The organism is Mucilaginibacter sp. R-33 (genome assembly GCF_049949235.1).
In the GTDB taxonomy this organism is placed as follows: domain Bacteria; phylum Bacteroidota; class Bacteroidia; order Sphingobacteriales; family Sphingobacteriaceae; genus Mucilaginibacter.
The window spans coordinates 727,738-747,937 of sequence record NZ_CP188089.1 but is presented as its reverse complement, the minus strand read 5'-3'; the positions used below and the strand labels follow the sequence as shown (position 1 = coordinate 747,937).

The following is a 20,200-nucleotide window of genomic DNA, read 5'->3' as shown; positions in this document are numbered from 1 at the left end:
CGTCATTGAGAGGAACGAAGCAATCCCAAACTATACAGAGCGGATCTGCCAGCCGGGGATTGCGTCGCTCCCCGCAATGACGCCTTTTTTTGTTCTCGGACAGCTTGTGTCTCCTCAGGGTCTCTCGTAGAGGCCCTGAGGGGACGTTAACTGGCATAAGGTTTTGTAGTAACGATTAAAAAGAGTTTCAAGGGCAACGGGGTTGCTTTGCTGGATAAGCCCCATCAACGCTTCATCAGTAAGTGCAGGATACATGCCAAAGAGTTGTTTTGGCTCAAATGTAAGGCTGCTATGTTAGCATAATGTTAACAGACGACAAAACCTTTATTACCGAAAAACCTGACAATGGCTATTAAGCTATTCTATGATCAGGTTTTTTGATTGAGATGTAAGTTTTCTATAAGGATTTTCAAAAAAAAGTTTCACATAATCAGTCCCATCTACACTAAAACCCGGAGCATGCCCCCTGTTATGAATGATCAATAATTGGCTATTAGGCATATACCGTTTTATCAACCTGTTATAAAACGGCCTGCAATCGGGGTCGACGTCACCTGCCGAAATTAATGCCGGTACTGTAGAATAAACAGGCTGCTTTGCTATAGCAGGTTCAGCCTTCACCTTCCAACAATTGCATATGACATGATTTACATCATTAAACGGATACCCGGCCAACCACGGTAGTACTAAATGTTGTTGTGCTTCCAATGTAGGATCATCGTATGAAATTTGTTCTGAGCAATAAACAGAATACCGCATACCCAGTGATACACTTAAGTTGCCCGCGAAATAGCCATCAAATACCTCCTGTATATATTTATCATGACGGCCTTCAATTAAATCGATTGCTACTGCAGGTATAGTACTAACCTGCCGGGAGTTCATCCGGCCTATTATCGCATCGAGCAGTTCGTTTTTTGAATAAGTGAGGTTGGCAGTTTTATCACTCCCTTTTTCCTGATAAGCTATAGTAAACTTTTTTCCGGTGATAGAGCTGAAGTATTGATGGAATTTCATTCTTAAATCTTTATATTTTGTGTCAGAGGAATCTGTTTCGCAATTATGAAATACCTGCTCAAGCGCTTCATTGATATTAAACAAAGCGTGTTCCTCAAAATTAACATAACCCGGCAGTGGTGAATTTAAAAGCAAAGCACGAACGCCTTCAGGGTGATTCCGCACCATGGTAAGCATCAGACCGCCGCTATAGGATATGCCAACCAGGTTAAGCGAATCAACATTTAAGGCTAATCTTAAATCATTTATATCTTCAGCACTTTCAATGGTGTTAAAGGCCGATAAATCGACGCCTTGTTTTGCAAACCGGTTCCGGCAATCAGTAACGGCCTGAGATACGAGGCTATCTTTATTTTTCCCTTCCCTGTAACTGCATTTAATGGCTGCTGCTACTTCCGTACAATCAAGGCATGGTTGCGCCCGCTTTGTTCCGCGTTGATCAAAAGCAATAAAGCCACCGTAGGCCAACCAGCGGGAGTCATAACCTATGCTATCGATGTTACGTGTAGTGCTATAACCCGGTCCCCCTGTAGTGTAAAGTGAGATGTTTTTGCGTGCATCCTGATCCGGCCTGCGTACAAATAAAAACGGGATCTTCACTTTGCGCCCTGCCGGTTTACTTCTATTTTCCGGTACAACAAGGTAACCTGTTTTTAAAACAAGCCTTGGGTCTGCCTTAACCAACCCAGGGTAAGGCTCTAATACCGGTTTGTATTTCTGGCTATAAGCTTTTTGATTAAGAAAAGCAGCGCCAAATAATATGATAAGGAATGTTTTCATGACCGTTGTTTAGCTTACAAAGAAAGCGATCTGCCTTACCCGTTAAAAGTAAAAAACGGACAAATTAAAATTGATGCTTGGTTATCCTTTGACCGGTAAGGTTCATAACGTCCTTATGAAAATGGCTCAAATCATAATATCCATAATCTATCGGAACAAAGTTTTCTCTGTTATTTACAAATGCTGTTAATGCATTTCTGCCCCGCACAATTGAGAAATAATTTTTAGGCGGAGTGCCAATCACCCTGTTGAAATACCGATTGATAGTTTTAGAAGTAATAAACAGCCTCTCAGCAACTTTTGATGTATTCAACTGCATGCCAGTAGCCTGATATTCGCCAATGCTATCGTTAACAATTTTAACATAATGATCCTGGCTTACCTGTTTAACGAGCTTCTCTAACAAAAATGATTCAACAATGATTACACGCTCCTCGAAACTTACAGGCCGTTTTACTTTTTGAAGTAATTCCCAGGGCAAAATTTGATTAAGGTTAATGATCTTGTCAATAACCGGGACTTGATTTATACCTAAAACGGCTTCTAAACCGCCCGGATTAAATTTAACCGTAAATATATTATCGGCAGGTAGTTTATGTCTGGTAACGTCCTCGTTTCTCAATATTAAAACATCTTGCTGCTCCCTTACATGATACCGGGTATTCTTCAAATCAATATAATAGGGCGAACCAAGGTTGATATAAAAAGTAGGTGTCCAACTGGGGAACATCTTCACCGATGAAAATTCATTTTTTACGTACTGTGCAGATAAATCTAAAACTGATTGTGAATAAAATTCGATATAGTTAGCCAGCTCTTCGCAAGGTGCGCTGAACCTGTATATTTTACGGATATTCTGAAATATCTCAACCATACTTATCAGGGTTAACTATATCTATAAAAATAATTCTTTTTATTAAAATCAGCACACATAGTAAAGTAACAGCCCAGCAGGTGCTTGACCTGTATAAAACAAAAATGGCTATCGTAAAGGCACCTAACGCAGTGTGCCATTTATGACAGCCATTTCGCCGGGTACGTTTTTGTATCTATGGCAAAAAGAACACCTCTTTCAAAGGCACACTCACCGGCGAATGATCGGCATTGGTATCCATGATATCGGCCATGTATAACCACCATTTTTTCATAATAGGGCTATCAGGCAAATGATCAAGGGCTTCCTGATCTTCAACTTCCATCACACCAAAAAGCCAATGCGTATCCTCATCTAAAAAAATAGAATAATTACTGATCCCCACATCTTTAAGCAAACTGCTCAATTCGGGCCAAATGGCATCATGCCGCGCCTTGTATTCGGCGGTTTGCCCTTCATGAAGCTTCATTTTAAACGCTACTCTTGCCATTGTAAATAGTATTAATATATGTCTGTTATCAAAAGAGCTTAAAGCAAAACGCCTAAAGCCCAAAGCCTCTTTTTTTGCCAATACGTGTAAAATAAGCTTTGAGCCTTTAGCTTTTGGCTTTAAGCTTATTTAAGGTTTTACTACGTCCAATATCGGTTTATCAATTCCGGATAACTGATCTTGCTCAGGTTTTAACAGCTCAAGCACCTCAACATCATTATATCCTTTTTTCAACCACTCAACCGGCAGGTATAAGGTTTGCTGCGGACCAATGCCCCAGTACCGGCCAAGGTTGTGGCCATTTACCCATACCACACCTTTTCCCCAGTTGCTCATATCAAGGTAAGTGTCACCCACTTTATCCAGCGTAAATCCACCTTTCCTTATAACCGGCGATTGAGCATTTTGCCTTGCGGCAGAGAATTTCACAGTGCTTAGATCATGAAACGGCAGCGAATACATTTTCCAATGCTGCAATTCTGTTCCGTTTAAAATCACCTGTTGAGTAATCCCTTTTTTATTTTGCAAAAGATACTTGCCAAAGTTGATGCGGCCAAGGTTTTCCACCAAAATATCAAGCGTTACTTTACCTGCCGGAAGTTTTAGATACAGGCTATCCTTATTAAGCCTGCGATCAAGCGTGCCCACTTTTTTACCGTTAATCATAATCACCGCATAGTCCCTAAGCTCTTTTAGTTTGAGCTGTCCGCTTTTGCTTTCGTTTAAAACAGTTCGGTACAACACAAAGCCATAGTCCTGGTGCAGGTCTTCAAACGTAAGCGGACTTAGATTTTCTTTAACAGCTGGCAGAGTATTTAATAAACTTACCGATTGTGTTAGTTTAACAGCAGGAATTGTGATTACCGGTTTGGCTGCCGGCACATCCGGCAATTGCATACCGGCAGGCAAATGCTTACGGATCACCTGCCTGAACTGCATAAATTTCGGGGTAGCATTACCTGCCTCATCTAAGGGTGCATCATAATCATAGCTGCTCGTTTGCGGTTCATAAGGCGAGGTATCTTTAAAATTAGCACCATTCATAAACGCACGGGTGGTGCCACCATGAAACATGTACATGTTGATAGAAATCCCTGCTGCCAGTACGGAATCAAGCCTACCGGCATAACGTTCGGCAGGGATAGTGTGATGGGCAGTTCCCCACCAATCAAACCAGGCCGGATACCACTCGGCAATATAATACGGGCCCTTACCATCGTGATTTTCATTAATAATCTTTTTAACCTTTGCAGGATTATCAAGGCCGTTAACAGCAGGAAGTAATCCCGGCAAATGACCAGCTACCAAATCGGGGGCAGGGTCGCAGGTGTACAGCAATCCATCAAAACCGGCTTCTTTAAATAGTTTTTGATTAATCCCCAGATACTCTTTATCGCTGCCATATGAGCCGTATTCATTTTCAATTTGTACCATCAGGATATTACCGCCATGGTTTATCTGTAGCGGGGCCAATTGCCTGCCTACCTCTTTGATATAGCTTTCATACTCTTTAAGGTATTGGGCTTCTTTACTACGCACCTCAAGGCCTTTTTCGTTCTGCAACCAGTAAGGATATCCTCCAAACTCCCATTCGGCACAAACATACGGGCTTGGGCGAAGGATCACCCACAGGCCTTCCTGCTGTGCTATACGTACAAACTCGGCCACATCGTTATTACCGGTAAAATCAAACTTGCCTTTTTGTGGCTCGTGAAGATTCCAGAACACATAAGTACCAATGGTATTTAAGCCCATTGCCTTCGCCATTTTAATGCGGGCACGCCAGGCTTCTCGCGGTACTCGGGGATAATGCATTTCGCCCGAGATCATCTGGAAAGGTTTCCCGTCAAGCAGGAAAGCCTGGTCGCCCAGGGCAAACGTATGCTTGGGTACCTGGGAAAAAGCTGTGACGCTCAGGCATAAAAATAATGTTAAAAAGGATATTGTAATTTTTTTCATTGTGATACGCTATCGGTTCAGCGCTTCCGCGCTTTTTTGTTTGTAATAGTTTTGAAGAATATAAAATGCTTTCTTTTTATTGCCTTTATCATCAAAAAGGCCCTTGCGGTTCCAGCCTTCCTGGTACACCGGGTTATTCCGTTTGGGCGACCGGAAATCGGCCATCACCCATGGCGACAGGCCGACGAAATTTGCAGGCATCCGCTTAAACATGGCTACCTGCTCTTTAAAATACCATTCCTGGTATTCTTCGCCGAAGCGGGTCAATGAGTCAGCATGAAAACCGGTTTTAGCTTCGGCCCCGGTTTCGCTGATAAATAAAGGTTTATTGTATGGAGTGCTCCAGTTTGTAGTGCGGCATTTATCGGGCAGGCCGCCATACCAGCCAAGGTATTCGTTAAAGGCAACAAGGTCAACAAACTCTCCCAACGGATCGTCTACTACATTCAAATCCTTACCCGAGCCATAGTTTACCTCCAGCGCAGCCGAAACCAAACGCGTATCATCCAACTGTTTAGCCTTGATAATGAGGTTATGCATAAAATCAGTACGGGTTGGGCTTACCGGCGTTTCGTTCCCAACCGACCAGATTATGATACTGGCACGGTTATGGTCGCGGGTAATCATTTCATTAAGCTGTGCTTTTGCCTTTTCAAGTACTGCTGCGTTGCCAAAGTCAATCGTCCAGTAAACCGGGATCTCCGACCAAACCATAATACCCAGCGAGTCGGCCAGGCGGGTTATCTTTTCATCATGGGGATAATGTGCCAGCCTTACCATATTGCAGCCCAGTTCATGCGCCTGATTTAACAATTGTTCCGCATCCTGCTGGCTGTAAGCCCTCCGTACATCCTGTGGTATTTCGCCATGGATACAGATCCCCCGTAAAAATACGGGCTTGCCGTTTAACAACAACTGCGGGCCATGAGCTTCAATCGTACGAAACCCGATCTTATCTTCTGTTTTATCAGCTCCGGTGCTGATAATAACTTTATACAGCTTAGGTATTTCCGGCGACCATAGCTGCACCTTTGGCAATTTAAAGCTCACCTGTGTAAGTACGCCTGTGGCAACAAACTGCTTACTAAACTTAAGTTCGGGTATTTGCACGGTGATATTTTGACCAGTTGGCGGAGTATCGCTCAATTTAACCCATCCGCTTACCTCCGGTTGTTTAGCGGGGACTGCACCATTAACAGGCTTTTTAAGCTGGATCACAAAATCGCGGATGTAGGTAGACGGTACTTCAACCAGTTTTACATCGCGGGTTATACCACCGTAGTTCCACCAGTCGGTATTAAGGGTAGGCACTTCATCGGCGTAGCGTTTATTATCAACCTTAACCACCAACAGGTTATCCTTTTCCTTAAGCAGCCCTGCAGGAATTTCAAAATTAAACGGCGTAAAGCCACCTTTGTGCATGCCCAGCTTTTTACCGTTCAGGTATACATCGGCCCTATAATTTACCGCACCAAAATAAAGGTACTGCCTGCCGCCATTGGCCGGTTTAACGTAGTCGAACGATTTTTTATACCAGATAGTTCCTTCGTAATAAGTAAACTCCGGCTTTTGATGGTTCCAGTCGCCGGGTACATCAATGCTATATTTATCGATATAGCCGTGCTCCTTTTTCTCAGTTTTATTAGCCGGAATGCCGCTGTTCCAATAGGCATCGCCATTTTTTTCGTTGAGCTCCTTATACCGATAATCATAAAACCCGGTTTCGTACGGATCAACAATGTATTGCCATTTGCCGTTCAGATCAAGTGCTTTACGGCTTTGAATATTGGTAATGAGACTGTCCTGAGCGGTCGCCGTACAGGTAACGAACAGCAGGCAGCATAAGCTTATGAAGTTTCGCATGTTATTTCTTAAATACGTCAAGGTTCCAGTTATCTACCCAGTTTATTTCGATATCATCACCTTTAAAGCTGATGGGCAGCCAGAGGTAACGGCCATCAATGGCGTCTTTTGGAGCCCATTTATCGGCTATAAATATGAAGGCATCCCTTTTACCGGCTACCGGCAGCACATGAGTACTTTGGCCACCATAAGTAATTTGACTATCCGGTCCCTGGCAGAGGTTGCCGTGGTAGGTCCACGGCCCCCAGATTGATTTTGCACTGAACCAACGGGCGGCGTTGGGTGCCCAACCTGTACAGCCCGAGCCTATCATGTAATAAATTCCGTTACGTTTAAATAATGCAGGCGCTTCAGTTTGGTGGCCTATATAGATACGGATAAACTTACCTGTATGCCCTGTATAATCGGGAGTTAGTTCGGCCAGGTCAAGGGTGTAGTTTTCTTCGGATGAAAAAACGTGGTAAGCCTTGCCATCGTCATCAACAAAAACGGTCATGTCGCGGGCCATCTGGCCGCCGGGCAAATCGCGGCAAAAAAACTTATCGGTTTCGTGAGCCGGATTAATACAGTTTATTTTATCACCTTCGGGTGTAAGTGCCGGATAAAACGGCATCTGCCCCGGGTTGGGGCGATAGCTTTTAATAAACTTGTAGGGGCCGGTCACCTTATCGCTTACAGCAACGCCGGCGCGGGCAGCGCTGTAGCCTTTGCCTAATAGTTCCAGGTGAAACCACATTACATATTTCTTTGTCTTTTTGTTATAAACAACTTTGGGCCTTTCCAGGATGCAGCCTTTTGCTATATCATTTGTAGTATCGGGCGAAACACTCAGCGAGATCCCCTCATCCTTCCAGTTGTATAAATCTTTTGACGAATAGCAATGAACCCCAACCATTGCCCGGTTGCCTGCATCGCCGGCAATTTTGTGTTCGCCAAACCAATAATAAACCCCATTATTATACAGAATGCCTCCCCCGTGGGCATTAATGTGCACCCCTTTATCATCGGGCCAGACAGCGCCCGGATTAAAACTGGTTAATTTAATTTGCGCACGGCCAATGATACTTAACAGCAAAAAGGCCGGCAATAGAAAGCGATAGTATTTCATATAAAGATGTTGTATTATTTTCTGATATCAAGTGCATGGTCGGCCGGTGCATCCTGGCCGCTCCAGATTTTAACAGCCGTCCATGGTTCGTCCGCATCGGCCCAAAACGGATCGGTTTCGGGTAAGCCTAAGGGTACAAAAACGGTAGCGCAGAAATACAGGCTGCCTGTTGTAATATAAAAATCGGCCAGGCCGGGCTGCTTGCCATATAAACCCATATTAAGCCAGCCATCGGCAGTAAAAGTTTGCGGTGCGCCAAGCGTTTTTTTAATCATAGCTGTTAGCGCGCATCTTACCTGTGCCGGTTTCAGGTTTGCAGGCAGTTGTTTTTTGTAGGCGATATTTGCTAAATGATGAAATGCGCCGCCGCGATAAACTATCGACCGTCCGATAGCCGGAAAGCTTCCATCAGCATTAATAAGGCGCTCAAGCACTTCGGCATAACGTTGGCCAACAGCCAGCTCACGCTGCTCTTCACGTAAATAAGTTTTCTTTTTAGCATTAACCTCTTCCAATATGGTGCTCAGATTGGGATGGATCACGATGCTATTATAATAATCGAGATGAAAACTCATTCCGTCCGAATACATACCATCGCCTACGTACCAGTGTTCGGTAAATTCGCGGATGCCAAATTCAACCCTTACCGGATCATAGCCCAAATCATATTTGCAAAAAAATGCCTCTATCATCCCCGAAAACAAAATCCAATTGGAGTAAACCGGAACCGTTGCGCGGGTAGTTTTCATCACTTCAACTACTTGCTTTTTAGTATTTTCATCAAGATGCTCCCATAACCATGGGCTCCGTACCAGTGCAAAAGCAACAAACGAGGCATCAACCAGTGGCTGGCCGCCGTTCCATTGCAGGTAGTCTTTAGCCTGCGGATTAACCGCGTTTGCGATAGCCTTTAAAGACCATGCCCGGTATTGTTCACGAAGTTTTACTTCGGCAGGATCACCACCCTCCAGTTGTAACCATGGAGCTATGCCACACAGCGTGCGGCCAAATGCTTCCAGATAGCCCACTTTGGCACGGCTTTCCTTATTATCTACCCTGTCAGACAATTCCATCGGCATTTTTTCTTTAAGCTGATCGGTTGCAAGGTTGCTGATCACAGGCCGGGCTACCTTATCCATGTAGCTTAACCACAATTTCCTGTCGGACACCTGGGCGATATTCTTTTTGCTTTGGGCTGATACCAAAAACGGAGCACTTATGAATATGAAGTAAAATATGAGCTTTTGCATCCCGACTATTTATTTGTTTTATTATGCATTTATTTAAGTTGAAAGTCTTAAGTCGAAAGTACCATGTCCTTTTTTTAATCTAAATACTTTCGACTTGAGACTTCTGACTTAAAACTTAAGACTTACAACGAAGCCTTCCATTCCAATACCTGTACTTTTGTAGGCGGTATACTGGCCTTACCTTCACCATCAACCTGCGTTACCTGTTGTATAAACAGGTTAAGGATCTTTTTATCTTTCCATAGCTCGGTATCATAAGTCGGTTCCCATTCCCCTACAGGTGCGGTTGCTAAATCGCTAACCTGCCAGTTTGAAGTTTTCAGGTCGGCATTCATCGCTACCGAAACTTTATCACCGCGTTCGGCATCCCTGAAAATTAGTGCTGCTGATTGTTTCCCGCCATTACTCCAGGCAATGATCTGCGGGCGCGAAATCGGAATCCGTTTGGTTCCTGTCCCGCCAAGACTAAATGCTGTTTTCCTGAAACCAAGATCAACCGAACTCCAATTATTTCCGGTTTTATAAACAATATGATATTGTGGGATGGTTGTACTGCTATCGCGCCAATAAGTGGCAATAAATGGATTACCCTTATCATCGGCAAACATGGATGTTTGATTGATGAGTGCGCTGTGCTGCGGTATTTTGCAGGCATATTCGGCATTTGCCGCATTAATTGGCAGCGTATATTTTTCGCCTGTTGATTTTTCCCAGCTCAAGCCGCTATCATTTGAGCGGGCATACCCCATATCGTGGTTGCTTGCCACATCCGGGCTTTCGCGCCATACCCATGAAATGTGAATAGTTCCTTTTTTATCGATACACATTTGCCAGTATGCGTTGCGTTTACCCTCACCGTCAATAAGGTTTTGTTGGATGTTGCTCCATTTTTGAGTAGTTATACTGTACCTGTTCATGACCAGGTTCCCATTACCCGAACCTCCGTCGCGATAAACAAACAACAGATCGCCGTCCGGTAAACGATAAAACTCAGGGTAGCTCACCTTATTTTCGGTAATACCCGTCATGCTTTGCTGCGCCGACAAAATAAGGCTTCCGGGCTTAATGCTTTTAGCATAATTCAAAGCCTGATTATGATGCCCCCAGGCAACATGCAGATACCCGGCACCGTCAACCATGATACTGATATCCTTATGGGCATCGGCAGCATCAGCTTTGTATTGCGTTGTAGCAACCTGCCAATTAACCGAACCGCTTTTTCTTTTTGCCAAAACCAATACCTCGTCGTTATTATAATAAGCGGCGTATTGTTCGCCCTTAAAAGTAGCCAATGAGTTTTTGCGAAAAACAACTGTGTTGACAGAGTTATTTGCCCAGCCTAAACCTATAGTAGTGGTAGTTATCTTACCGGTTTGAGCAGATACAGCGATAGTACCGCCAAGCAGGGTAATTATAAAAAACAGTGATCTTAAATGGTATAGCTTCATAAAAAGTAAAAGTAAGGGCAATTAATATCGCCCTTACTTTTTATTTGTGTTTTAATTAATAACCCGGGTTTTGCTCCAGCACCGCATCTTTATTCAATTGAATTTCAGACAGCGGGATAGGTAGCAGCAGATTCTTAGCTGCAAGCCCGGTTGTTGGGTGAACGGCATCGTTACTATTAAGCCGCGTGGCACGATCAACCAGTGTACCTGTCCGCATCAAGGTTTGGCGGCGGTTTTCCTCGCCTATCAATTCCCTGGCACGTTCATCAAGTATAAAATCAAGTGTCATTTGCGCGGCCGTTACCTGTGGTGCATTAGCCCGCGTCCTTAACACGTTAATAGAAGTGGCTGCATCAGCAGTTTTACCTTGTTTAAACTGTGCTTCGGCGAGCAGCAGGTAGGTTTCGCCTAAACGCATCATCATAAAATCTTTGATCATGGCATATCCAAAGGTATCGTTAGGGTCAAAGGCTCCCCATTTGGTTGTGCTTGGGCAAATCCTGAATAAAGTATCCGCACCGGCAAATGGTACAGGTTTTCCTAATAAAGCAGGGAACTTAGGATCATTGTAATAGTATTGTCTTTTAATGCTGTATTGTGAATTACGAAGATCGCCTTGAGGGTACAAACCGTAAAGCACCCAGTTGCTCAACCTTAACCTGGCAATACTACGCCCCCCTAATGAGTCACAAGGTAACATTCCAGGAACTGCATAATAAGCAGCGCCCCATACCCGGCGTTGCTGGGCATTATCTACATTACCACCAACTACAACAGATGGATTTTCCTGCTCAAGTACCCAGATGGCTTCAGTGTTTCCCTGTGCTCTACGCTCATTGCCATATACAAACATATCTGAATAGTAATCGCCTGCGCCGGTTGCTCTTACACCATAACGGGCTTTGATAAGGCTAAATTTACCACTGCTGATAACCGCTTGTGCCTGTTGTTCGGCAAGGTCATTTTTACCCATACGCAGGTACGCTTCAGCTAATAGCTGCATGGCCATGTATTTATTAGCCCTGCCAACCGGTTTTCCCTGAGCATTTGTTTTCGAGTTACCCGCATTTAAATCAGACAAGTTAGTGCTTGCATAAGTAAGGTCACTTACGATAAGCGCATTTAGCTCATCAAGTGATGCACGGGTAAAATTTGTTTTAGGAACAGTTAAAGCATGATCAGTAAGTGGCACTTTACCAAATAAGGTAACCAGGTTATTATAGGCGTAGGCCCTGAAAAACTTAGCCTCTGCTTCTACCTGCTTTTTACCAATAGACCCCAATTTTGTATTTGATGGATTTTCGGCATTATCAATTATAATATTGGCATTATTGATCATTGCATAATATTTGCCCCAGATATAATTAGCGGCGCCATCCTGTGATGTTAACAGGCTGTAATTATAATAAGGCACCTCAATACCCTGCTGTTGGGCTGTAGCATTCGCCACATCAGTACCTACCTGCCATACACTTGGCCAGCCTTGCGCACCTGAATAGGTTAGGATACCGGTTTCAAGGTTGTATAACCCTATTGCCGATGCCTCCATACCCAATGAATCGGTAACAGTAAGGGGAGTATATGACGAGTATGGTTTTTCGTCGAGATATGATTTTTTGCAGGATGCAAACGCTGTTAACACCCCTGCAAAGAGTAATATTGCTGAATAGTTTTTCATGTCTTTTTACGGGTTTGTTATTTTAAAGAAATATTAGCACCTAAAATAATTGTACGGGTTTGTGGATAATTATTTGTCCAATCGCCCGAACCGCGGGTTGAGTAATTGGCCTCAGGGTCCCATCCTATCCAGTTTGTAAAAGTTTTCAGGTTTCTACCGCTTAAATAAAAGGTTAAACCGCTTATGCCCGCTTTATCAAGCAACCTTTGAGGAACCACATAACTAAAGGTCACATCTTTAATACGGGTGTAACTGGCATTACGCGGATAACCATAACCACGCGTGTTGGTATAAGTTAATGACTGAAAGTCGTTGCTATTATTAGTTGGTGTCCAGTAACCAACCGCGGCAGGCGTATTTCTTCTGCCCGATTCGTCGGCATAATTTAAATCGGCGTTATTTTTTAACATGCCCTGTGCCGTTTGTACAAAGATGCTTAGGTTGAAATTCTTATAATGAAATGTGTTGGTTAAACCGCCTGTCCATTTAGGGTCCTGCTGTCCCAATATTACCCTGTCCCCATCGGCAGTAATTTTACCATCGCCATTAATATCGGCAAATTTCAAATCACCCGGCTTAGCAACGGGATCCTGCTTGGAAGGATCTTCGCCTGTTTGCCAAACACCGGTCATTTTATAATCATATATTACATTGATAGGTTTGCCAATAAACCATTTGTTGCCAATATCATCTTTGCCATCACCATAAAGGGCAACAACTCTATTTTTATTAGCTGCAAACACAATAGTGCTTTCCCATCTAAAATCTTTGCCATCAATATTGCGGGTGTTTAGCGTTACCTCGATACCTTTATTTGCTACCTTACCTATGTTATCAACAACCTGGTTGTAACCGGTAATGGTTGGTAGTGCACGGTTTAACAATAGCCCGGTTGTTCTTGAATCATAATATTCCACGGTACCGCTGATTCTGCTATTCAACACAGAAAAGTCGGCCGCGATATTAGCCTGATTAGTGCTCTCCCAGTGCAGGTTGCCATTACCAAGGTTGCTCGCTTGTATGCCTACGGTGCTTACCCCATTAAAAGGAAACCTTACCGTACCATCCGATGTAATGGTTCTGTAAACACTTACAGCCTCGTTGCCTGTTTTACCATATGATGCCCTAAGCTTTAAGCTATTGATTAGTTTGGAGTTTTTGAGAAAATCTTCATTACTTACATTCCAACCAAGAGCTGCAACCGGGAACCAGCCATATTTGGAAGTATTGGCACCAAATACTGATGAACCGTCGCGCCTTACGGTCAGGGTTACCAGATATCTGCTGTCATATGAATAATTCAACCTGGCCATTTGCGAATTAAGCGCATACCTATCTGAATAGCTCCCTGAAAAGCCATTTACACTTGCACCTGATACCGTTGCTCCAATGCCAATCTGGTTAAATGACAGTTCGTCGTTTATATAACCAGTACCGGTTATTCCCGAAATGAAATATTTACGTTGCTGAGCACTGTATAAGCCGGTGAAATCGATCCGGTGCTTACCAAAATCGCGGGTATAAAGCAACAGGTTATCCAGAGTGTAGCTATTTGTTTCAGAACTTACCGCGGTTGCCGAACCTAAAGGCGTATTAGCCAAACGGCCGCTATAGCCGTCTACACGGGTAGGCAGGTAAGTATACCCAGCATTTAATCGGTATTTTAAACCTTTGAGTACCCCGCCAAATTTTACTTCGGCATAGCCGTTGCCGCTTATGTTAACGCTTCGGTTTATCTGGTCGGTAGTTAAACCAAGCAGAGGATTAACATATAGCTGTTCGGGGGCCATTGGGTAAATGGTATAAGTGCCATCGGCATTATATATGTTGCCATAGGGGCTCATGGCTGTAGCGTTGAGTAAGTTTGCCCTGCCGCCATCATAATTATTATTAGCAAAATACAAGTTCGCGCCTACGCTCAGATAGCTGGTTACGTTTACATCCAAGTTTGACCGTACGCTTGCCCGGTTATACTGATAGCCCTTTATCACACCTTTTTGTTTCAGGTAATCGCCTGATAAAAAGTATTTAACATCAGGTGTACCGCCTGTTACACTCAGGTTATGATCCTGCATAAAGCCTTGCTGAGTAACCTCTTTTACCCAATCAATTGTGCGACCGGCAGCATAGTTAGCCCTTTCAGAGTTGTTATATACCGGCTCGGGAAATTGCTGGGTTAAGTGGTTTTGTGACTCATAATCAAGGAACTTCTGGGTAAATGAGGCCGGATCACGTGGTTCAAGTATATGCCCAAGATTTTCATAGCCGGCATATCCATTGTAACGAATTACAGGTTTACCAGCGGTACCACGTTTTGTAGTGATCAGGATAACGCCCTGCGAGCCGTTGGCACCATAAATAGCAACGGCGGAAGCATCTTTAAGGATCTCCATTGATGCAATATCGTTGGGGTTAATATCATTAAGTGATCCTCCACTTTTGGTTAGCGGGATACCATCAACTACCACAAAAGGGCCAGAAGCAGCCGAGATCGAGTTTTGCCCCCTAACTGTAACTGAAGGCTGGCGACCAGGAATTGATGATGATGTGGTTACAGTTACCCCGGCAACGGCACCCTCTACGGCCTGCAAAACGTTTGTAACAGGCAACTGCGACAAGCGAGACTTAGGTACCGTTGTAACCGAGCCCGTAACATCCGAACGTTTTTGCGTACCATAACCAACCACCACAACTTCGTTAAGCTGCTTGTTACTATCATCAAGCACTACGTTTAGTGTGGTAGTATTTTTAGTAACCACAATGCTTTTAGTAACCATGCTTACGAAAGAAATCCTTAATGTGGAGCCTTCTGTTACCTCAATTTTAAAAGCGCCGTTGACATCTGTTGTGGTTGACTGGGTTGTGCCCTGAACGTTTACCGTTGCACCCGGCAACGCGTTACCTGTGGCATCTTTTACAACGCCTTTTACATTAATTTTTGTTTGCGCATGTGCCAACTGAGTAATGCCTGTGAGCATCATCATTATAAGCAATACGGAAAAACTTTTTAAGAGAGTAAATCTATATTTCATAATTCAATTTGGTTTATCGGGTTCATTTAATTTGGAATTTCGGATGGTAGCCTGAACTTATCCGGGGCGATTTAACACCACCACGGATGTGATCCAATTGTGCTTTTTTGAAACTTTCATTGCATTAATTTTTAGTTTATGAATTGCCGGCAATAAAATATTGGTGCTGATTATTGCCTGTCGATTGAAACGAAATAAGCGTAATTTGGCATTACGAGAGAGGGGTAAAACTATAAATTACCGGGGTCAAAACATACAAAAACACGCCTTTTTGGTGGTTTCTGCAGAATACACGAGAAAATAAGTGTCAAATTCACTTTTATTTTATTTCAGCAAGCTTTTCGGAGTGATGGAATATCATCCTAACAAAGGCGGCCTATTTGGGAGAGCTTTTTTCAAACTCGTTCAGTCGATACGAAATTTGAAAATTGGCGCGGTGTTTTTTAATAAAATCAGAGGGGTTGATGCCGTACTGTTTGAAGAATTGTTCGCGAAAATATTTCACATCACTAAAGCCAACCTGGAAAGCGGCTTCGTTGACATTACAATTGGTTTGGATCAATAATTCGGCAGCTTTGCGCAGGCGCACAAACCGGATAAAGTTATTGACCGATTGCCCCGTGATGTTTTTAAGACGTTTAAATAACGTTGCATAGCTGATACCAATTTCTTTGGCCAACACATATACATCAAACTGATCGTCGGTAAAGTAATGCTCAATTACCGAAATACAGTTATTCAGAAAGTCCTTATTTTCCTGTGAGATACTTCGACCTGTACTTTTCTTGGTAACCTCCTTATAAAAATAGTTTTGGAGCTCTGTTTTATTACGCAATACACTTTTAACCCGTGCTATAAGCAATTCTTTATCAAATGGTTTTCGTAAAAAATCAATAGCGCCCTCCTCTATACTTTTTAGCATAATATCCGGTGTAGTGTCCCCGGTTAATAGGATAACAGGGATATGGTTTATAGCCTGATCTTCCTTAACAATCCGGCACAGATCAAGTCCACTGATGCCGTCCATTACGATATCGCTTATAATTACATCGGGAATATGCTTCTTGATAAGTTCGAGGCCTGTGGTACCCTCCTTCGCCTCGATTACGTTATAGCCCGGCGTAAAAATTTTTTTGATGTATGAACGGATCTGATCATTATCATCAATCACGATAAGCGTATGCCGCGCCGAACTGAAGAGTTCCAATGCCGCCAAGTCCTCATCTTCCGGCATAACATCCTTGTTATCTTCGCTAATAAGGTCATTTACGTAAGTGTAATCTGGCACAACATCGTCAGCAATAACATCCCCCGAAAAATGTGATTTGCCCTTTGGCAACGCAAGCACGAAAGTTGTCCCCCCATCGGGATTATTAGAGTAGCTGATATTACCTTTATGACTTTCTATAAAAACCTTAACCAGGTATAAGCCTATGCCAAAACCCTTGCGGAAATAGTTTTTATCCTTTGCCTGGTAAAATTTATCAAACAGCCTGTCGCCCGCTTCGGTATTTATGCCTATACCATTATCGATTACCTTAAAATATGCATAAACATCGTCCTGTTCAATTACAACGTTGATAGTCCCCTTATCCGGAGTAAATTTTATAGCGTTTGAAATAAGGTTAAATAAGGCTATTTCTATCTTTTCCAGATCGCAGTATACTTCAATGGCATCTACTCCACCTGCGAGGGTATAATTAAGGTGTTTAATTTTGGCTTGCTGAATAAAGCACGAATAAACCTCATTACATAAAATAACAAAATTTAACCTGCTCACTTTAAGCGACGCATTTTCACTTTCGGTTTTTCTGAAAAGGAGCAAATGATCAACCAACCCCAGCAAACGGCGTGCGTTGCGGTATATCGTGCTCAACTCTTCGGTATTGCCTTTACTTTGATTAAGGAGGTCCTTGATGGGGTTAATAATAAGCGTTAACGGGGTCCTGAACTCATGCGATACGTTGGTAAAGAAAGTCAGCTTCTTTTCGTTGAGCTCCTTTTCTTTCTCCACCTGCAGGTTGGCCAGCTTTACCTTAAACCTGAGCCTGGCCTGGTTTAATCTGTACCTGTAAAACGCGTAGCCTATAGCAACTATTAACGACAGGTAAACTATATAGGCCCACCAGGTACGATACCAAGGTGGCAAAACAATAATTTTAATGGTAATGGGTGGCGCGGTCCACTGTCCTTCCGTATTGGTAGCCCTGATTTTCAGTGTATAGGAGCCTTCATTGAGACGCGAAAAGTAGGCCGACTTTAGCTTGCCTACATAGTTCCAGCCATGGTCCCAGCCTTCAAGGTAATATGCATAGGAGATCTTTTCGGGAAATGAATATTCAAGCGCTGTATAACTGATGTTCAGCGTTGCCTGGCTAAACGGGATGGTTATATTTTTTAATTCATTTAACGGCAGTTTTGGGCCATATGCACTATCGAGCTCAATTGAAACGTTGTTTATTTTAAAATCAGAAAGCATGAGCCGGGGCTGGTGTGCATAAGGAGCGATACTATCGGGCGAAAACAAATTAAACCCTTTGATTCCGCCGAACAACATTTTGCCCGATGCCAGCTTTAAGGCCGCGTTGTAATTAAACTGGTTGCTTTGCAAACCATCAGATGCATTGTAATTGGTGATCTTTTTTGTGATTACATTAAAACAGGAAAGGCCATTATAAGTACTGCACCATAAATTGCCGCTGTTATCAACCAATATATTCAGTACAGTATTGCTCGGTAACCCTGCCGATTCGGTGTATCTTTTATACTGATGGGTGTTGGTATTATATTGAAGCAGCCCTCCGCCTTCGGTACCAATCCATAAATTGCGTTTATTATCTTCGGTAATAGCCCTGATGGCCTGGCCGATAAAATAAACCTGGTGTTTTTTATGCTGAACATCAATTTTGATGAGGCGACTATAATTTCCCGCCCACAAATTACCTCTATGATCTTCAAAAAGCGCGTGGAGGTTTACCAGGCTGTTATCAAAAAGTTCAAACTGATCTTTGGCCCGGTTGTACAAAAACAATGCCCCTCCCCAGGTACTGCCTGCCCACAAACGGTGCTGCGAATCTTCATAAAGCTTCCAAAAATTCCGTTCTTCTTTTTTATCCACCGGGTTATAACAGCTATAATGTTTAAACCGGCCGGTTGCATTATCAAACGCATCAATGCCACCATTAAAGGTTGCCACCCAAATCTTATTGGTATAATCGTTTAAAATACTTACAACAAAATTACTGCTGATAGATCCCGGAATATTTTGGTGTACATAGGCAGTAAACGTATTTGTTTTAGTGTTCCAGTAATTTAACCCGCCGCCGTCAGTGCCAATCCATACATTATGCTGCTTATCTTCGCAAAACGACAGGATAAAATTATTGATAACACTGTTTTTATTAAAAGCATCATGCGCGAACACATGAAAAGAGGCCGGTTTGCGGTCAATAATGTTCACGCCACCCCGTAAGGTTGCTATCCAGATCCGGGATTCATCATCCTCATAAACAGCATCAACAGCATCGCTCCGTAAGCTATTAGGTGTTTCGCCTGCATTGATATAGATGAACGTATTGGTCTCCGGGTTCCAAACTTTAATACCTCCCCCATTGGTTGCAATCCAGATATCGCCGTTTCTTGTTGTGGTGAGGCTAAAAATATTGTTGTTGGTCACTTTGTTAAGCCCGTTCTCAAGCCTGGTAGTTTTCAGGGTGACGGGATCATACATCAATAATTCATTACCTGCGCCTGCAATAATTTTACCTTTTCCATCAATAGTCATACAACCTGCATATGCCAGTTGTGGTGATACAATTTTTATCTTTTCAGCCGCTGCATCATACCTGCCAAGCCCAACCCCGTTTACCAGGATCCAGATAGTGCCCTGCTTATCCATTTGGGCGGCAATGGTATTAAACTGTTGCTTTTTGACATCATACAGGATCTCTTTGCCAATGGTATCTGTTTTCCCAAATTTCAGGAAGCCGTATGTGCCATTGGTAGCGAAAACATTACCCGATCGGTCGACGACAATTTCATTAATGTTAAACCCGATCTTAACGGGCTGATGTTTTTCATTATAACAGTAAAGTGCATGAAAGCGGGAATCGGCATAATCAAAATACATCAGGCCTTTTTCAGTTCCTGCATATATTCGCCCGCCGCAGGCCTTGATGGATTTGATGTGGTTATTGACAAGTGAATTTTTATCATCCCAAATATTCCGGAAAACCTTAAAGGTATAGCCGTCATAACGGTTAAGGCCGTCATAAGTCCCCATCCACATAAAGCCATATTTATCCTGCGTAATACAGGTTACCGCATTGTTTGAAAGGCCATCTTCAATGCCTAAATATCTAACCGGAAAACCCGGGCCTTTTGCCGACGCTGTTAATGAATAACATAAAAAAGAAATAAGCAAAAAAACCTTTAATCGCTGAAACATTAGCCGGGCAAACAATAACTGGTTATCTCCAAAGATATTAAAATGTAACAGCCTTTCATTCGCAGATTTTATCCTGTTTAAATACGGCAGGAATACCAACACAACAAAAGCTTATCAAAATATACAGGGAAAATTGCTCACATACCAAAGACAAAATAATTAACAATTAATTATATTTGGGAGATTATAAACCTGTTCTTAATAAACATTATTATGTATGACCGTTATCCCAAAAATGGGAGAATGCAGTAACT

General features: G+C 43.0%; 11 protein-coding genes. All 11 read right to left on the bottom strand.

The window, feature by feature from the left end:
- Positions 1-357 precede the first annotated feature (357 nt).
- The gene (locus ACP26M_RS03305; protein WP_426586141.1) at positions 358-1,797 is read right to left on the bottom strand and encodes an alpha/beta hydrolase; all 1,440 of its coding nucleotides are present in this window, start codon (positions 1,795-1,797) and stop codon (positions 358-360) included.
- A 64-nt stretch (positions 1,798-1,861) separates the two neighbouring features.
- The gene (locus ACP26M_RS03300; RefSeq protein ID WP_426586139.1) at positions 1,862-2,671 is read right to left on the bottom strand and encodes a helix-turn-helix domain-containing protein; all 810 of its coding nucleotides are present in this window, start codon (positions 2,669-2,671) and stop codon (positions 1,862-1,864) included.
- Between the two features lie 175 nt (positions 2,672-2,846).
- Positions 2,847-3,161: an L-rhamnose mutarotase gene (gene rhaM, locus ACP26M_RS03295; protein WP_413318232.1), complete on the bottom strand. Its 315-nt coding sequence runs from the start codon at positions 3,159-3,161 to the stop codon at positions 2,847-2,849.
- 129 nt (positions 3,162-3,290) lie between these two features.
- Positions 3,291-5,120, bottom strand: coding sequence for a glycoside hydrolase family 35 protein (locus ACP26M_RS03290; protein ID WP_426586137.1), 1,830 nt, complete (start codon positions 5,118-5,120; stop codon positions 3,291-3,293).
- A gap of 9 nt (positions 5,121-5,129) precedes the next feature.
- Positions 5,130-6,983 carry a glycoside hydrolase family 2 protein gene (locus ACP26M_RS03285; RefSeq protein ID WP_426586134.1) on the bottom strand — a complete coding sequence of 618 codons (1,854 nt, stop codon included), beginning with the start codon at positions 6,981-6,983 and terminating at the stop codon, positions 5,130-5,132.
- Between the two features lies 1 nt (position 6,984).
- Complete coding sequence (locus ACP26M_RS03280; protein ID WP_426586132.1) at positions 6,985-8,091, bottom strand: glycoside hydrolase family 43 protein; 1,107 nt, start codon at positions 8,089-8,091, stop codon at positions 6,985-6,987.
- Between the two features lie 14 nt (positions 8,092-8,105).
- Entirely contained in the window at positions 8,106-9,341 is a 1,236-nt protein-coding gene (locus ACP26M_RS03275; protein ID WP_426586130.1) for a DUF2264 domain-containing protein, read from the bottom strand.
- Positions 9,342-9,463: 122 nt separating this feature from the next.
- A complete protein-coding gene (locus tag ACP26M_RS03270) occupies positions 9,464-10,789 on the bottom strand; it encodes a BNR repeat-containing protein (RefSeq protein ID WP_426586128.1) in 1,326 nt (441 codons plus the stop codon).
- Between the two features lie 55 nt (positions 10,790-10,844).
- Positions 10,845-12,467, bottom strand: a complete 1,623-nt coding sequence (locus ACP26M_RS03265) for a RagB/SusD family nutrient uptake outer membrane protein (protein ID WP_112654160.1) — start codon at positions 12,465-12,467, stop codon at positions 10,845-10,847.
- 17 nt (positions 12,468-12,484) lie between these two features.
- Positions 12,485-15,451, bottom strand: a complete 2,967-nt coding sequence (locus ACP26M_RS03260) for a SusC/RagA family TonB-linked outer membrane protein (RefSeq protein WP_426586125.1) — start codon at positions 15,449-15,451, stop codon at positions 12,485-12,487.
- 424 nt (positions 15,452-15,875) lie between these two features.
- On the bottom strand, positions 15,876-19,946 hold the full coding sequence (locus ACP26M_RS03255; protein WP_426586123.1) for a two-component regulator propeller domain-containing protein: 4,071 nt from the start codon (positions 19,944-19,946) through the stop codon (positions 15,876-15,878).
- Positions 19,947-20,200 lie beyond the last annotated feature (254 nt).

What these genes read in the sequence shown, in the direction of transcription:
- ACP26M_RS03305 (WP_426586141.1), bottom strand. Translation starts at nt 1,797, where the DNA reads ATGAAAACATTCCTTATCATATTATTTGGCGCTGCTTTTCTTAATCAA.
- ACP26M_RS03300 (WP_426586139.1), bottom strand. Translation starts at nt 2,671, where the DNA reads ATGGTTGAGATATTTCAGAATATCCGTAAAATATACAGGTTCAGCGCA.
- rhaM (WP_413318232.1), bottom strand. Translation starts at nt 3,161, where the DNA reads ATGGCAAGAGTAGCGTTTAAAATGAAGCTTCATGAAGGGCAAACCGCC.
- ACP26M_RS03290 (WP_426586137.1), bottom strand. Translation starts at nt 5,120, where the DNA reads ATGAAAAAAATTACAATATCCTTTTTAACATTATTTTTATGCCTGAGC.
- ACP26M_RS03285 (WP_426586134.1), bottom strand. Translation starts at nt 6,983, where the DNA reads ATGCGAAACTTCATAAGCTTATGCTGCCTGCTGTTCGTTACCTGTACG.
- ACP26M_RS03280 (WP_426586132.1), bottom strand. Translation starts at nt 8,091, where the DNA reads ATGAAATACTATCGCTTTCTATTGCCGGCCTTTTTGCTGTTAAGTATC.
- ACP26M_RS03275 (WP_426586130.1), bottom strand. Translation starts at nt 9,341, where the DNA reads ATGCAAAAGCTCATATTTTACTTCATATTCATAAGTGCTCCGTTTTTG.
- ACP26M_RS03270 (WP_426586128.1), bottom strand. Translation starts at nt 10,789, where the DNA reads ATGAAGCTATACCATTTAAGATCACTGTTTTTTATAATTACCCTGCTT.
- ACP26M_RS03265 (WP_112654160.1), bottom strand. Translation starts at nt 12,467, where the DNA reads ATGAAAAACTATTCAGCAATATTACTCTTTGCAGGGGTGTTAACAGCG.
- ACP26M_RS03260 (WP_426586125.1), bottom strand. Translation starts at nt 15,451, where the DNA reads ATGATGATGCTCACAGGCATTACTCAGTTGGCACATGCGCAAACAAAA.
- ACP26M_RS03255 (WP_426586123.1), bottom strand. Translation starts at nt 19,946, where the DNA reads ATGTTTCAGCGATTAAAGGTTTTTTTGCTTATTTCTTTTTTATGTTAT.